At 39.1% G+C, this 15,430-nt stretch carries 17 protein-coding genes and 1 riboswitch; of the genes, 5 read left to right on the top strand and 12 right to left on the bottom strand.

The features are described 5' to 3' along the window. Positions 1-141: 141 nt before the first annotated feature. Both BPOF4_RS07975 and BPOF4_RS07970 read right to left on the bottom strand, forming a co-directional pair. Positions 142-1,812, bottom strand: coding sequence for an acyl-CoA dehydrogenase family protein (locus BPOF4_RS07975; RefSeq protein ID WP_012958602.1), 1,671 nt, complete (start codon positions 1,810-1,812; stop codon positions 142-144). A 20-nt stretch (positions 1,813-1,832) separates the two neighbouring features. Next, entirely contained in the window at positions 1,833-2,222 is a 390-nt protein-coding gene (locus BPOF4_RS07970) for a MerR family transcriptional regulator (protein ID WP_412675610.1), read from the bottom strand. Positions 2,223-2,496: 274 nt separating this feature from the next. Between BPOF4_RS07970 and BPOF4_RS07965 the strand changes: the two genes are divergently transcribed. Continuing rightward, positions 2,497-2,697 carry a cold-shock protein gene (locus tag BPOF4_RS07965; RefSeq protein ID WP_012958600.1) on the top strand — a complete coding sequence of 67 codons (201 nt, stop codon included), beginning with the start codon at positions 2,497-2,499 and terminating at the stop codon, positions 2,695-2,697. A 357-nt stretch (positions 2,698-3,054) separates the two neighbouring features. Continuing rightward, on the top strand, positions 3,055-4,593 hold the full coding sequence (locus BPOF4_RS07960; protein WP_012958599.1) for an AbgT family transporter: 1,539 nt from the start codon (positions 3,055-3,057) through the stop codon (positions 4,591-4,593). Between the two features lie 42 nt (positions 4,594-4,635). On the opposite strand, the gene BPOF4_RS22780 is transcribed toward BPOF4_RS07960, so the two are convergent. The 6 genes from BPOF4_RS22780 to BPOF4_RS22160 all read right to left on the bottom strand — a co-directional run bounded on the left by BPOF4_RS22780 (position 4,636) and on the right by BPOF4_RS22160 (position 8,384). Further along, entirely contained in the window at positions 4,636-4,770 is a 135-nt protein-coding gene (locus BPOF4_RS22780; protein WP_274378529.1) for a hypothetical protein, read from the bottom strand. A gap of 157 nt (positions 4,771-4,927) precedes the next feature. Then, entirely contained in the window at positions 4,928-5,086 is a 159-nt protein-coding gene (locus BPOF4_RS22165) for a hypothetical protein (RefSeq protein WP_012958597.1), read from the bottom strand. Positions 5,087-5,255: 169 nt separating this feature from the next. After that, the gene (locus BPOF4_RS07955) at positions 5,256-5,459 is read right to left on the bottom strand and encodes a cold-shock protein (RefSeq protein ID WP_012958596.1); all 204 of its coding nucleotides are present in this window, start codon (positions 5,457-5,459) and stop codon (positions 5,256-5,258) included. 759 nt (positions 5,460-6,218) lie between these two features. Further along, a complete protein-coding gene (locus tag BPOF4_RS07950) occupies positions 6,219-7,190 on the bottom strand; it encodes a YbgA family protein (protein ID WP_012958594.1) in 972 nt (323 codons plus the stop codon). A 31-nt stretch (positions 7,191-7,221) separates the two neighbouring features. After that, a complete protein-coding gene (locus BPOF4_RS07945) occupies positions 7,222-8,076 on the bottom strand; it encodes a Cof-type HAD-IIB family hydrolase (protein ID WP_012958593.1) in 855 nt (284 codons plus the stop codon). A 149-nt stretch (positions 8,077-8,225) separates the two neighbouring features. After that, positions 8,226-8,384, bottom strand: a complete 159-nt coding sequence (locus tag BPOF4_RS22160) for a hypothetical protein (RefSeq protein WP_012958592.1) — start codon at positions 8,382-8,384, stop codon at positions 8,226-8,228. A 134-nt stretch (positions 8,385-8,518) separates the two neighbouring features. Here BPOF4_RS22160 and BPOF4_RS07940 point away from each other — a divergent pair, with 134 nt between their 5' ends. After that, complete coding sequence (locus BPOF4_RS07940; RefSeq protein ID WP_012958591.1) at positions 8,519-9,082, top strand: hypothetical protein; 564 nt, start codon at positions 8,519-8,521, stop codon at positions 9,080-9,082. A gap of 50 nt (positions 9,083-9,132) precedes the next feature. Here the strand turns inward: BPOF4_RS07940 and BPOF4_RS07935 are convergent, their stop codons facing one another. Then, on the bottom strand, positions 9,133-9,753 hold the full coding sequence (locus tag BPOF4_RS07935) for a YhcN/YlaJ family sporulation lipoprotein (protein ID WP_012958590.1): 621 nt from the start codon (positions 9,751-9,753) through the stop codon (positions 9,133-9,135). Between the two features lie 319 nt (positions 9,754-10,072). Here BPOF4_RS07935 and BPOF4_RS21610 point away from each other — a divergent pair, with 319 nt between their 5' ends. Both BPOF4_RS21610 and dapA read left to right on the top strand, forming a co-directional pair. Beyond that, positions 10,073-10,237, top strand: coding sequence for an aspartyl-phosphate phosphatase Spo0E family protein (locus BPOF4_RS21610; RefSeq protein WP_012958589.1), 165 nt, complete (start codon positions 10,073-10,075; stop codon positions 10,235-10,237). 91 nt (positions 10,238-10,328) lie between these two features. Then, positions 10,329-10,508: riboswitch (Lysine riboswitch) on the top strand. 128 nt (positions 10,509-10,636) lie between these two features. Continuing rightward, entirely contained in the window at positions 10,637-11,524 is an 888-nt protein-coding gene (gene dapA, locus BPOF4_RS07930; protein ID WP_012958588.1) for a 4-hydroxy-tetrahydrodipicolinate synthase, read from the top strand. A 46-nt stretch (positions 11,525-11,570) separates the two neighbouring features. On the opposite strand, the gene BPOF4_RS07925 is transcribed toward dapA, so the two are convergent. The 3 genes from BPOF4_RS07925 to BPOF4_RS07915 form a co-directional block, all read right to left on the bottom strand. Beyond that, positions 11,571-12,479 carry a DMT family transporter gene (locus BPOF4_RS07925; protein WP_012958587.1) on the bottom strand — a complete coding sequence of 303 codons (909 nt, stop codon included), beginning with the start codon at positions 12,477-12,479 and terminating at the stop codon, positions 11,571-11,573. 202 nt (positions 12,480-12,681) lie between these two features. After that, entirely contained in the window at positions 12,682-13,866 is a 1,185-nt protein-coding gene (locus BPOF4_RS07920; protein WP_012958586.1) for a M24 family metallopeptidase, read from the bottom strand. A gap of 72 nt (positions 13,867-13,938) precedes the next feature. Then, entirely contained in the window at positions 13,939-15,396 is a 1,458-nt protein-coding gene (locus tag BPOF4_RS07915; protein WP_012958585.1) for an aldehyde dehydrogenase family protein, read from the bottom strand. Positions 15,397-15,430: the final 34 nt, after the last annotated feature.

Below are 15,430 nucleotides of genomic sequence, written 5' to 3'. Positions count from 1 at the left end.
GTTTTTATTTCTTAACGTAAAAACAACGCACCTTTAATAATAGACGAAAAATGCCTAATAAATCAATGGTTCTAGTTGAATATATGGAAATAGAAATAAGACCGCTCCAATCGATAGCTGCATCCATTGGAGCGGTCTTGGCTAATACGCGTGCTGCAGGACCACTTTATCGAAATCCTCTTTTAAGCTTGCTGCATCTTCAAATGAACAATCATGTTGAAATGTCTGCTGCATATAGCGTTTTAATAGAACCCTTTCACGCTCTGAACCATTATTTGCCCACTGGATGGCCGTTTTCGCTTCAAAAATCCCAACCATCTTCACAGCGATTTTTTTAGCGTAATACGTTTGTGTCTCTTCATCCGCTCGCTCAATATATGTGGTCATGCGATTTAGTGCATGCAGCTCTTTAGACAAGATCTCTTTCTCCTGCTCAAACTGCTTCAAATCACTTTCCACAAACGCTTTTATACGCTTACTGAATTGCTTATGGACATGCGTTTTCTTCATGAGACGTAACAACTCAAGTCCCAATATATTAGCCGTTCCCTCCCATACCGTCAGGACCTGTGCGTCCCTTAACAGCTTCGGTGTCACAAAATCTTCTATATACCCATTTCCACCAAGCAGTTCTATCGCCTCATGTGAAAAATGAATTGCTTGTTCAGCTGTTTCTTTCTTCAAGATGGCAATCAACAGCCGGACATATGCTGCCTGTTCATGATCCTTTTGATCCTTTTGATCATCATTCATAAGCAGGTCATATTCCTTTATTAAATCAAAGATAGCGACAGTTTCTATTTCATGTTTAACACATAAGGCAAGCAGACTTTCCTGCACCATTGGGTAATCAATTAACTGTTTCTTAAATGCTTCACGCTTAAAAGCATAACGAAGGGCCTCTTGATACGCACGTCTCATAATGCCAATTGAAGCGACCGCATTACAAATACGAGATAAATTAAGCGCTTCCATCATGTAATAAATACCCTTAGATTCATCTCCTACTAAATAAGCCTTAGCATTGGTAAATTCCACTTCCGCTGACGGAACAGCCCTTACTCCAAGCTTATCTTTTAAACGGCGGATGCTTATTCCATTTAATTCCCCACCCTCTAATCTCCAAGGTACAGCAAATAAGCTTAACCCCTTTGTACCTGATGAGCTTCCATCACCTCTTGCAAGCACCATGGCAACGCCGCACACCCCCGCATTTGAAGCAAAATATTTTTCCCCGCTGATCAAATAATGGTCCCCGTTCTTTACTGCAGCCACTTCATTAGCTCCTACATCAGAGCCGCCTTGTCTTTCAGTTAGAAACGTTGCCCCTTCATACAATTCTGTTTCACCCGTTGATAATACATGTGGTAAAAAACGTTCCTTCACATCTTCGTTTGCGTACTTCTCTAACAGAAGAGCAGTTGCCATTGAGAGGGTCACAGGACAGTAGAAACCAGGCTCAGATTGTGAGAGGAGATAGCCTTGTGCATATGAATACATGTAATTTCCTTTTGTATTCAGCTCAGGTATTTTTTTATGAACATACCCAACAATTCCAGTTTGATATGTCTCTCTTACCGTTTGCTTATAGCCTTCGTTCACCCAAATATGAGATATGTCTTCCCCAAACTGATTGTATTTCACCAGTTTAGGCTGCCCTTCACGGTCTGTATGCTTTGCTCGCTCATCAATTACGGTCCCGCACATTTCACCAAATGATTCAAGCTGCTTATCAGCCCAATTAAACATTCGTGAATCCAAATGTGTCTTTAAAATTTTTTTTAGTACCGGATCATTCTGATAAAAGTTCATGTTCGCTCCCCCTGGACGCTTCATTTTTGAGATAAACCTTTCTGGCACAACCTTGCTTTTAGATCTGTTAACATGTCTGTCATTTCACTTTTTAATTGTTCAAGCTCACTCATCCTGCACTCAATTTCTTTAATCTTTTTTTCTCCATATAAAATAGTTCGTGACAATTGCTTTGTCCCGGTTGAATCCTCTTCAAACAACCCAATCATTTCTTTAATTTCCTCTAATGTAAATCCATATCTTTTTCCTCTAAGAATTAGCCTCAGACGTACATGATCTTTTTTTGTATAGATACGCTGATTCCCGCTTGATCGTTTAGGGGTAAGTAAATTCAGCTCTTCATAATACCTGATTGTTCTTGTCGTCACCTGAAACTCTTCTGCGAGCCCCCTAATCTTGTACATGCACAGCACAACCCTTCGAATCTCTACTTTGAGCTTATCATTTACGTTAACGTTAATTTCAAGAAAAATCACAAAATTCCTTTTCCAATTGATAATTTCCAGCTTTCTGCTAAAAAGACCTTGCTTGAAAAACCATTCTTATGGTAAAGTTAAGGTACTTATTTTTGATCGTTCTTAAGGTGCTAGAAGAAAGAAACTGATGTTGATTTCCTCTTGAACATTATTAATGACGAGAATAGTAATACAATTAGTGCGTATGGCACTTCTAGGAGGAAATACAATGTTAGAAGGTACAGTAAAATGGTTTAACGCAGAAAAAGGTTTCGGTTTCATCGAGCGCGAAGGTGGAGACGATGTATTCGTTCACTTCTCAGCGATCCAAATTGATGGTTTCAAAACTCTTGAAGAAGGTCAAGCAGTAACATTTGAAATCGTTGAAGGTAACCGTGGCGAGCAAGCTGCTAACGTTCAAAAAGCATAATCTAGAATCGCCTAGATACAACCCCACTTCGGTGGGGTTTTTTATTTTCCTGTAAATACTTTTTAAAAATAATAATGATGGTATAAAGCGAGACTCTTGAATTTAACACCGATGTCGGTTACTTCAGCTATTTAAAGCGTTTATGCGTTAGATTTTTATGAGTTTTCCGATAAAATCCCCTTTATCAGATTATTCAAATACTATTTTAGAATATTTATAGGACTTATGATTCATTTTTTCGGTCTTTTAGAATTCTTGTTTCATCTCCTCTTATTTGTGATGTAGAATGAATGACGTGTCTAATCTAAGATGCTAATCGTCAGAAAATTACATATTAGAGGGGAGCTTTTCTAACTCATGGAAAAAGGTAAAAAGCAAGGTGCCTTTAATAAATTTTTAACTTTTATTGAAGTCACCGGTAACAAACTGCCTCACCCAATTACGCTGTTTGCGATCCTTGCGGTGCTGGTTGTTTTCGCTTCTGCTATTCTCTCAAGCTTGAATATAAGCGTAGAGAGCCCAGCTGAACCTGGTGTAGAAGTAACTATTACAAACTTACTTTCATCAGAGGGCATACATTATATTGTCACTAATATGGTAAGTAACTTTATCAATTTCGCTCCACTCGGGGTCGTACTTGCGACGATGATCGGGATCGGGGTCGCTGAGCGCAGCGGATTAATCAGTGCAGCACTAAGAGGACTTGTAACATCCGTGCCAAAGCGTTTAATTACAGCAGCACTTGTATTTGCTGGAATTATGTCAAGTGTGGCATCTGATGCAGGTTATGTTGTCTTACCGCCGCTTGGTGCATTATTATTCATCGCTTTAGGAAGACACCCGCTGGCGGGTCTTGCAGCTGCTTTTGCTGGGGTTTCTGCTGGATTCAGTGCTAACTTGTTCTTATCGGCAACAGATCCAATGCTTGGGGAATTAACAAGACAAGCCGCTGCAACATTTGATCCAGCTTACGCTGAAACGATTAATATTGCCATGAACTATTACTTCATTATGGTTTCAGTATTTGTATTAACAATCGCTGGTACATTCGTTACAGAGAAGCTAGTTGAACCTCGCTTAGGGTCATATAAAAAGACAGAATCTGACGAAGCTGAAAAGATTGACTACTTAAGCTCTAATGAGAAGAAAGCATTACTGTGGTCTGGTATTTCTATGTTGGCAACAATCGCTGTAATGGCTTTATTAATTGTGCCAGAATGGGGCCCGCTTCGCGGAGATGGTCCTAACCCAGTTGTAAACTCGCCATTTATGCGTTCATTAGGTCCTGTCATCTTATTTGTGTTCTTAATTCCAGGTATTGTTTACGGAGTTATGACGAAAACGATTAAAAACGATAAAGATGTTGCAAACCAAATGTCAGATACAATGGCTTCAATGGGGATGTTTATTGTACTCGCATTTACCGCAGGTCAATTTGTTGCTTTCTTTAACGAAACAAACATGGGCCTCGTACTTGGAGTATATGGTGCTGAATTCTTACAAAGTGTTCAATTCACCGGTATTCCGCTCGTCATTGCTTTTATGATCGTAGCTGGTTTTATCAACCTGTTTATCGGAAGCGCATCAGCCAAGTGGGCAATTATGGCTCCGGTATTCATACCAATCATGATGCAGCTTGGATATTCACCAGAATTAACTCAAATGGCATATCGTATTGCCGACTCAACAACAAATATCATTTCTCCATTGATGACATACTTTGCAATTATTATTGCCTTCGCTCAAAAGTATGATAAAAAAATGGGGATTGGTACGTTGATTTCAGTAATGCTGCCATACTCAATTGTCTTCTCAATCGTATGGGCTCTTATGTTAATTGTGTGGATGCTTCTAGGGATCGACCTTGGACCAGCTTCGCCAATTCACTACCCATAAGAAGCAAAAAAACATGGACCGGCTTCGGTCCATGTTTTTTTATTAATTTCCGCAATATCCGATAAACGGAATACCGGCCTTATTCATCTTGTCACACACTTCCTTAGATAACACAGCGTCTTTTCTACCTTCTTGGCTCAGCTCTTTTTGCACTTGTTTAACTAAGTCTTTCATCACATAAACTCCCCCTTTATGTTCTTATTAAAATAAGTATAAAGGAAGATCATGTTATATTCTAGTTCTTTTTACCAGCACCTATTTAACTATGAAGTTTTTAATACGTAAAAATATAAAATACCCCTGATCTTCATCTGACTGATCAGGGGTATTTGTATTAGAAGCGGTTCATTTTTTCAATTTGAGCTTCTAGCATTTCAATGTATTCTTCATACACCTCAATAAAAGCTTCTCTTTTATATTGGTGCCTGTCATCTTTCATCATATTAATTTTCTTTCTCATTTCTAATAAGTTTGGTTCAACCTCTTGTTTCATCTTATCTCCTCCATTTATACGTTCATTTTAGAAATAATCTTATGTAACTATTCCACAAGAGCACTGCATTTAAACCTGTAAGCTAGTAGACTAAGAAGGAAGAATTAAAAATTCAGCATAAAAACAAAAAAGGCACTACCCATAAGGGCAGTACCTGTATATGTGCAGCTTAGCGTTTTACAACGTTAGCAGCTTGAGGTCCGCGATCGCCTTCAACGATTTCGAACTCAACAGCTTGACCTTCGTCAAGAGATTTAAATCCTTCACCAGTGATAGCGCTGAAGTGTACGAATACATCGTTTCCGCCTTCAACTTCGATAAAACCGAATCCTTTTTCTGCATTAAACCATTTTACTGTACCAGTTTGTGTCATGCTTAAAACCCCATTCTTAATAATTTCTTAATATGCCAATCGTATTTACAATCCTTGGTAAATAAAAATTCACATATTATAAGGAACATCAGTCACTAAACCGAGTGAATATCCCTTATAACATGTGAATACTAAACCTCTGCTTGTGTTACTCATGATTTACCAATAATAATATAGAAGGTATAAAAGATCCCGTTCTATTCTTCCAAACAATAAAAGCCCTGCCTCTCTTTCATCCTTGCGGCTCCGATGACCGCGCCAGCTGATTGAAATGCGCTTGATATTGATGAAGAATTAAACTGTTAACTAAACTATACCTGATTTTATTCTATTTTGCAAGTCTAGTGTTCCTGAACGTGAAAGAAGCAGCTTAGTATTTACCTATATTTATGTAATTAGCCTATGTCTGTTACATAACAAAACCACTTAATTTAATAAGTGGTTTTGTTATGTTTTGTTTAATAACTAGTTACGGCTGTAATAGTCATTGATCATTTCAAGAATTGTCGGTTCTTCTTTTACCTCAACTGGTTTACGCTCCGAATTCGTTTTGATTTTTTCCATTTTCAACACCCTTTCTATTTTTTGTTCGAATGTTCAATCTTTTCTCTTACTCATAGTATATGCAACTGTACTATAATAGTCAACAACTTTTTTCGTGTTGTATTATTACAAATGTATGACAGCTGTCACTAATATAGACCTAACGCAAAAAAGCATCCGACAGCAATAGCCGAATGCCTTTGATAAGTTACATACTCATGATAAGCTTCTTCCCTTTCCTGAATCAGAAATCGCCACAAGAGCCTCAGGATATGGGCTAAAATAGTTTTGGGACAGTAAATAATCATTTTCAAATCGATAACTCCAGGAACGGAGCATAGTTAATAGACTGCTGAGAGGAATTTTTTGGTCTTTAAACTGATCAAGAGCTTGCAGGAAATGGTCTTTTTCAGCTTTTGTTAAATGCTTAGAAAAATAGCCGAAAACATGTTGACATACATTAATGTGGTCACTTGGTTTTGGCATGCGGTTAAATAACTCATCAAGCTCTTCTTCATAGAGGTCAAATACTTCTCCATCTTCAAGTTTTTCATGGTTCGCTACAATCCTCCCAAGTCTCCTCATAGAGTCTTGATTACAAGCCATGAACAAATATTTATTTTTTGCTTGAAACTGCATCAGTTTTGAAATCGAATGACTCTTCCTTACTTCTTTGAATTCAGCAACTGTAAACAATCTTGTTAAAAAGTGTTCACGAACAATAAAATTCTTTAACCTTCCTTCATCTTCTTTAGCTGCTTTTGGAAAATGCTCTTTTACTTTGTTAGCAAACAAGCCGGCTTCTGTTCTTACAACAGGAGATTTTTCAAGGCCGCTGTACACTTTCGCATCATATAAACCGCAGCTAGGGCTTCTTGTTTTGAGTATAAATCCATCAACCTCTTCAAGTTCACTCAAAAAGTCATTTGAATACTCCTCCATTTGTTCGGTAAGATCACGACCTGTTTCAGGTTGTTTAAGTCTTGCTTCATCTCCGCTTGCTACAAGACGGATGACTTCTCTTGGAGTACCTAGTCCAATTTCAACTTCTGGACAAACAGGTATAAATTCGACATATGGAGATAATTTCTCAATTAACTTATCTGGGATTTTTTCCCCGTTATACCGGCATGCCTCAAACTCGAGACATTTACTAACCACCACTCTTGGCTTAGCGAACGAACGCATAGGCTCACTCCTATCTCTACTTTTATAACGATTAAGATAAAATGTTATAAATGGCTTTAGCGACGCCACTATTATCATTCGTGTCTGTCACTTCTTGAGCAAGGCTCTTTACTTCTTCAATCGCATTACCCATAGCTACTGCATGGCCAGCTACTTTAAACATAGAAAGGTCATTACCGTTGTCACCAATCACCATAACTTCCTCCATTGGAATATCGAGACCAGCCGCATATCGTTTAACTGCTCTGCCTTTTTGTGCCTCACAATGAGTGATTTCAAGGTTATCAGAAGCTGAAGAGCTGATGGCTAAATGGTCCATCTCCTCTAATTCATGTTTAGCCTTAGTTCGCTTTTGGTCATCTTTCGTAAAAGCCAGTAGCTTATAAAATGAGATCGTTGGATCATCGAATAGTGCTTGATAATTCTCAATATGCGACACAGCACCTGTTTCATATCTTTCTTCCGCAATTTCTCTCATATGATCTAAGCTGTCTGTAGACCCAGAAGACAGTAATACATCGATGACTGTTTCAATTCCTTTTTCATAATCATCTGTAAAAGCACCTTTATTTGTATATAATTCGAAATACACTTCATGTCTATGTAAAATTTCTGAAGCCTTTTTTACGGTTTCATTATCAAGGGAATAAACATCTAAGACTTTTCCATCAGCAGATTGAACTTCTGCTCCGTTTACACTGATAACCGGACAGGTAAGTTTTGCTTCATCTAAAGGGATTCTTGCTTCTTTATCATCTCGGCCTGTGGCAATCACTACTTCAATTCCGCGTTTTTGTGCCTCTTTTATCGCCTTAACATTCTCAACTGTTACCTTGCGTTCATCATCTAATAATGTTCCATCCATATCAATTGCGATCATTTTCATTTTTACCACTCCAATTTCTATTCTGTTACCCTTTTCTTCTTATTTTAATCAAGTGAAGAACGAGCCGCAAATTTAGGATCTTTTGTGAGCGGTTACAAAAGTATAGATAAATAAAAAAACAGAAGAACTTGAGTTCCTCTGCATGATTTTTAAGATTTTAGCTGGTCATCAAGTTCTTGATTAAGATCATAAAGCATCTGATCTGCGTTTTCTGAAGTGGTTCGCTCAATTAAATGAGACATATGATTTCCAAGCATCATGACCCCAAAGAAAATTGTAAAAAAGAAGACAACTAAAAAGACAACCACTACACATCCCTCCCGGTAGTCAAAGTTCGAGTTTTGCTCTTTTGTCTACCGTATGTAGATAGGAGATGTCCTCATGCATAATTTTTCCTGTTTCCCTAAATACTAATAGCATTAGACGATATGGGGTGATGATTATGAAAAAACAAATGTTTTTAATCCTTGCTGGTATAAGCATTCTTTTTGCAGGGTGTATGCAAGATAACAGCGCTGATCTGATGGAGGATATTAAGCAATCTCAGACAAAAGGAACGTTTGGGGCTCAACGTTTTTCAAATAATACAGACCAGAATCACGCTATCCGCCGTGCTGACACGGAACTCCTAACTTATGCAAAAGAAGCAGGCGTATACCTAGAGCAAACGATCAATCAATTAGAAGACCTGGCTCCGACTTTCCAAGAGGATTCATTTCAAGCAGACTCACTTCATTCTGTTTTATCAACGATCCATTCGATAAAACAGAACAGTGAACGCTTCCATAACATACGTATCCCTCATGAATTTGAAGGCTTTCACCAAATTCATATAGGGTTTATCACTGAATTAACAGACCTTGAGCGGGTCATAGATGACATGAGAGAACCAGTCGACCCAAGACAAGCCTTGAATGCCCGTGTCCATTATGAAAATATTATGATTTCCCATAAATCAATGGAACGTGAATTTATGTCTTTATCAGAAGACTACGGGTTTCACTAAGTTCTCTTGGAACCTGTGATGAAAAAAAATAAGGCATGCGGATGCATGCCTTATTGATGAGACAATCGCTCCATTCTCCTTAGAAACTGGCGATCGCTTGTCACTATAATTTCGTGTTTCGGGTAATAGCTCTCTGCCATCCCTTCAATCATATCCTGCAGGGATTTAAGATTTTGGTTATCTGCTGCAACACCTATGACCAATGTTTGATCATCTGATAGCATATATACTTTATTTACCTCTTCAAGGTTTTCAAGTGTCTGCTTTAAATCATCTTGGCCTTGCTGTTTAGTTAAAATCGATTGACCGCTAATCATATCCCGTTTTGTACGATTAGAATATCTCACCTTATCTCTTAAAATCCCAGGCCTGCTGTTTTCAATTCTACGGCCCATATGATTAACACCCTCATGCTTCATCCCTAAATCCCGGTTGCCTGAAACATAGTCATAATGGGTAGTAAGCCTCGCTGTTGAATCGGTTAAGCCTTTCGGGGCAGCATCCGGAACCATCATATCCATTAAAGGCCCTTCGAAACTCCTCGCCCGCTCTACACCATACCCGCTGTATCCCTGATCACGATGTGAGTTCGCTCCTAATGTAGCTTTTTGTTCTATAGAGCATCCACTCATGATGATTAACAAGAGCATCGTTACGACAATCCTTTTCATTCTTTTCCCTCCTTTGCCTTAGTGTTTGCAAACTTTTCGCTGAAGAAACAAAAAAACACCCAAATCAGTTCAATTGTTGTTACCAAATGAGACAACAATCCATTTGTTATCCTATAAATCCCATTTTTCTTCTTGCGATGTTTGTCGAACCTTTTCTAATAACGACTTATTATGACTACTTTGCAAGAATGACTTTTCAACTTTCCTGCAATGGGTATAATAATCTTTGTGTGAAAAAAGACATGACTTCAACAAGACCCTTCAGAAAAAATAAAATAGTCCGTCTTCTTTCGAAAGTTTAAAATTGGAGTTGAAGGGTATGCTAACTATAAAAATTGAATTAAAGCGCAGACAAATGTTTAAGCTAGCAAAAAAATACGGATTCACGTCTCCACAAACAGTTAAATGCAGCCAAGAACTTGATGACCTTTTAAACCAAGTACAATTTAAACAAAATCCAGAGACAGATATGAAAGGTGTCTAAAGTGAAAATTTTTCATTAAATCCATTGCAATCCCCCTTAAGTTTTGATAAGGTTAACTCACAAAATCAATAATCTTTACTTCACATACTGAAGTGAGGGTAGAGGCGCAAATGTCATGAGTAAAGATGCGGAGGAGAATGAGCTCCATTGATGCATTTTAAAAGGGGGATTTGCCGAAGCGTACAAATGCTCATTCTTTCTACGCTGGGACTGTATTTAACAAATACAGGACTGTCATGCAGCACTGTCTGCATGGAGGGCTATCTCACGCATTGGAATGATTGTGCAGCCACAACATGTCCATGCAACAATGAGACTCCCTCATTGTTGTTTTTTTGTGCCTTGGCACATAGCCCGCTCATACTTGAAAGATATTATTACGAATTGAGGGTGAATAGAATGAATTTTGGACGAATACTTACTGCAATGGTAACGCCATTTAATCAACAAGGGGAATTTTGCGTTGACTCTACAAAGAAACTAGTGAGATATCTCATTGAGAATGGTTCCGATGCATTGGTTGTCGGGGGAACAACAGGAGAATCACCTACCCTGTCAACAGAAGAGAAACTAGTATTATTTAAAACGGTGGTAGAAGAAGCTGGCGGACAAGTTCCAGTGATTGCTGGAACAGGTTCGAATAATACGAAAGCTTCAATTGAATTAACAAAACAAGCAGAAGAAATTGGTGTAGATGGAATTATGCTCGTTGCACCATATTATAATAAACCTTCTCAAGAAGGCTTGTACCAACATTTTAAAGTGATTGCAGAAGCAACAAAGCTGCCGGTTATGCTCTACAATATTCCTGGCCGCAGTGCAGTTACGCTTAGTGTCGAAACAACTCTTCGCCTTGCGGAGGTTCCAAATATTGTCTCAACTAAAGAAGCAAGCGGAGACTTAGATGCCATTGCTGAAATCATTGAGCATGCACCTGAAGGATTCTCTGTTTACAGCGGTGATGACAGCCTGACACTTCCAATTCTTGCAATTGGTGGAACAGGTGTCGTCTCAGTTGCCTCCCATATCGTCGGAGGCCAAATGCAGCAAATGGTTAAAAATTATTTAGCCGGACAAGTTCAAGCAGCAGCAAAAGAGCACCGCCAGCTTCTACCTGTTATGAACACATTGTTTATGGCCCCTAATCCGACAGCTGTGAAAGCAGCCCTTGAATTAAACGGCGTTCAAACAGGATCTGTCAGATTGCCTCTTATTCCACTAACGGCTGAACAAAAACAAGAGCTTGTACGTATCATTAAACCTACTATGAACTTTTTTGTGAGCTAAAGGTAATGCCAACGATATAAATATTAAAAAGCATGCAGCCCAAAGGCTACATGCTTTTTTCATGAATAGGAACTTTTCTGACCCAATATCTCTCAGCATATCCCGTACCAAATAACACACCGGCTACAATAAAGAGAAAACCAATTAATTGATACATATGTATCGTTTCCTGGAGAAAGATGGCTGAAAAGACAAGCCCAAAAAACGGGACAAAATTATTAAATATCGCTGTCTGACCAGCGCCAATTTTTTGAATGGCTGCATTAAAAACAAAATGACCAATGGCTGTTGCTACAACGGCAGAAAAGAAAAACACCCCATACACAAAGGGCTGTGCCCCTGCCATTGATGCAACCCCTTGCGGTTCTACAATCAAGCTCACGATAAACAGGCCGGCAGAACCAATGATCAGCATCATACCAGTTACTTGCTTTGAATCTAGTGTAGCTGTAGCTTTTTTAATAAAAATAAAACTGATCGCTTGAACGACCATAGCAATAAATAAATAAATTTCACCAAGGGAAACCGATAATACCCCTGCTCCGCCCTGAATAAACAACACCCCGATTAACGCAAGGGCAATTCCCAAAAGGCGCCACTTTGTTAATCTCTCCCCTAGAAACCATACAGCAAAAAGGGCTGTAGTAAGAGGAAGCAAAGCTAAAATTAAGACAGCATTAGACGCATGAATCATCGTTAACCCTTGTGCAAGGAACGTATGGTGTAAAATAACTCCAAACAACATCCCAAGCAGCATATACATCCATTCACTTTTTGTAAGAGTCCTGAATGAGCGTCCAAAAAGTACAATTAATACTGTTACCACTCCTGCAGTCATTATCCTAAATGCTGTCATCGTCTGCGGCGGGAACGCTTCTACTAACACCTTTAACATGACTACATTTAATCCCCATGACACCATAACTAAAAACATTAATCCATATGTAAGGAACAAGGCTCGCCTCTCCACTCCACACGCCTACCCTTCATTTTCTATTAAAGCTTTTTTCTATTTTAGCTTTTTTCTATTTTAGCTTTTTCTATTTCTTTATTATTGTATCTTACCACCTGACAATCAAAACGTCATTGATTTTTTTCGCATTACGAAAGAAGCACTAGGAACCCCTAGTGCCTCACTTTATTTATTTTGACACTATTTATAATGCTGTTTCAATAATTGGCTTTTCATATAAATCACGTGAAAACTGAGTCAGTGCTTCCACACCTTTTTTAGTAATTAAGATTGATTCTGTAATCTCAACTCCGTAGGATTCATACCAAATACCAGGCATTAAGTGGAATGTCATATTCGGTTTCAAAATCGATTTATCCCCTGTTCGGAAACTGACAGTATGCTCTCCCCAGTCCGGAGGAAAACTTGCTCCAATAGAATAGCCAAGGCGTGAGCTCTTTTGATAACCATACTTAGCAATAGCCTCACTCCAGGTTCTCTCCACTTCTTCAGCGGTTATTCCCGGTACAATCACCTCAAGCGTTTTTTCAATTCCTTCCTGGACCACTTTTGAGAGTTCCTTTACATGATGAGGAGCTTCTCCTAGCGCAAGGGTTCTTGCAAGGGGTGCGTGATATCGTTTATACACACCAGCAATTTCTATTGTTAAAAAATCCCCTTTCTTGTACCTGCGTTCACTAAATGTTAAATGCGGACAGGATGTGTTATCGTTAGTCGGCAGCATAGGAACAATCGAAGGATAATCTCCCCCATATTCATCAAGCCCGCTGATCTGTGCTTGATAGATCGCTGCTGCCACATCACACTCTCTAACCCCTGCACCGAGACTGTCATAAGCAGCCTGCATCGCCCTCTCTACAATACTTGCTGCCTTTCTCATATATGATATTTCTTGGTCAGACTTAATTAATCTCACCCGGTTTACAAGAACAGTAGCATCCTTAAACTCCGCATTAGGAAGTCCATTTAATAAACGTTGAAAACATAGAGCTGTAAAATAATGCGCATCCATTTCAAGTCCAATTTTTCGTTTGCTATGGCCGATTTCATCAATGATCTTCACTACAAAGTCCATCGGGTGCCTCTCTGTAGACTGGACATAATAATCTGGATAGGAAATAATATGATTTTCATCCAGCCACGTTGTTTTTGCTACACTTGTAGCGTCCATATGTCTACCTATCCAAATGGGCTGAGAGTCTTCAAGAGTAACGATCATCATTTGATGAACATAGAAGCTCCACGCATTGTAATTGGTTAAATAATACATATTAGAGGGGTTTGAGATTAATAAAACATCGATCCCAGACTCTACCATTTTCATCTTTGTTTTCTTCAAACGCTCTTCATATTCTTTCACAGAAAACATATCCCCACCCCTATCCTATTACAAGCTTCATTTCACATAAATAATGATGCCTTTTTCAGTGATCCATTGATTTTAATCTGTTTTTTTCATCGAATTGTTCACTCGAAAGGCTACCACTTTCTCCTCTGTCATTGCTTCCATGGCATATTTAATTCCTTCTCGCCCCAGTCCTGAGCGTTTTACACCTCCAAAAGGCATCCCATCTATTCGTACATCACTGCTATCGTTAATTATCACACCACCTACTTCGAGTTCTTCGATCGCATAAAAAGCAGCATCGATATTGGATGTAAATAAACCAGCCTGAAGTCCATAACAACTGTCATTTGCTAAATTTACTGCTTCTTCAAGAGATGATACCGGCAGGATGGACACAACTGGACCAAACACTTCTTCTTGAATGATTTTCTCCTCTTTGCCAACATTAACGAGAACAGCAGGTGTTACATACGCTCCGTAACGCTTTCCCCCGCAAAGCAGATTAGCACCATTTGTTACAGCCTCTTTAATCCACGCTTCAACGCGCCTTGCTTCTTTCTCAGAGATCATAGGACCGATATCGGTTGCAGGATCCTTCTTTTCACCAACTTTTAACTGCTTCGTTTTTTCTACAAATTGACTTGTAAATCGTTCATACACCATGTTCTCTACATAGACCCTCTGTACACCGATACAGTTCTGACCAGCCACACCAAAAGCTCCATCGACACATGCCTCTACAGCTTCCTTAAGATCAGCATCTTGAAGAACGATGGTTGGAGCATTTGAACCAAGCTCCATGGCCATTTTTTTCACGCCAGCTTTTTGAGTGATCCCCACCCCTGTTTCATAGCCGCCTGTAAATGATACAAATCTTACATCTTCATTAGATACTAGTTCATCCCCTATTTCCTTGCCGCTGCCTGTCAGGACTGAAAGGATGCCATCAGGTAATCCAGCTGCTAGAAACGCTTCAGCAAGACGCAAAGCACTTAAAGGCGTTTCACTTGAGGGTTTTAAAATCACTGCATTTCCACAAGCAATCGCAGGCCCGACTTTATGTGCTACTAAATTGAGCGGATCATTAAACGGTGTGATGGCCGCTACAATACCTACTGGCTGATGCGTAATATAACCGATACGTGATTCATGGCCTTTCATTTGAGAAAAGGGGATCGTCTCACCGTTTAAACGACGGGCCTCTTCAGCACTCAGCCTTATAGTCTCTATACACCTTCTAACTTCTTTCTCTGCTTCTTTCACCGTTTTACTACTCTCTAAAACAATCGTTCTAACAAACTGGTCTTGATGTTCATTAATATATTCTGCAGCACCCATTAAGATAGATTGTCTTTTATAAACAGGTAAGTTTTTTGAAATGCCGGCCCCTTTTTTTGCAAGTTCGATCGCTCGTTTGACATCTTTTTTCGTTGCTTTTGGAACGGTAGCAATACAAGTATTAGAGCCAGGGTCCATGACTTGCAAATATTCTTGTCGTTCTACCCACCTGCCCCCGAGCAGCATTCTTTCAATAACCATTTGTTCTCTCATCACATCCCCCTCCTTCTATACGAATAAAGATAGC

The organism is Alkalihalophilus pseudofirmus OF4, from assembly GCF_000005825.2.
Classification (GTDB): Bacteria; Bacillota; Bacilli; order Bacillales; family Bacillaceae_D; genus Alkalihalophilus; species Alkalihalophilus pseudofirmus.
The sequence above is the reverse complement of the archived record's forward strand: the minus strand, read 5'-3'. Positions and strand labels throughout refer to the sequence as shown.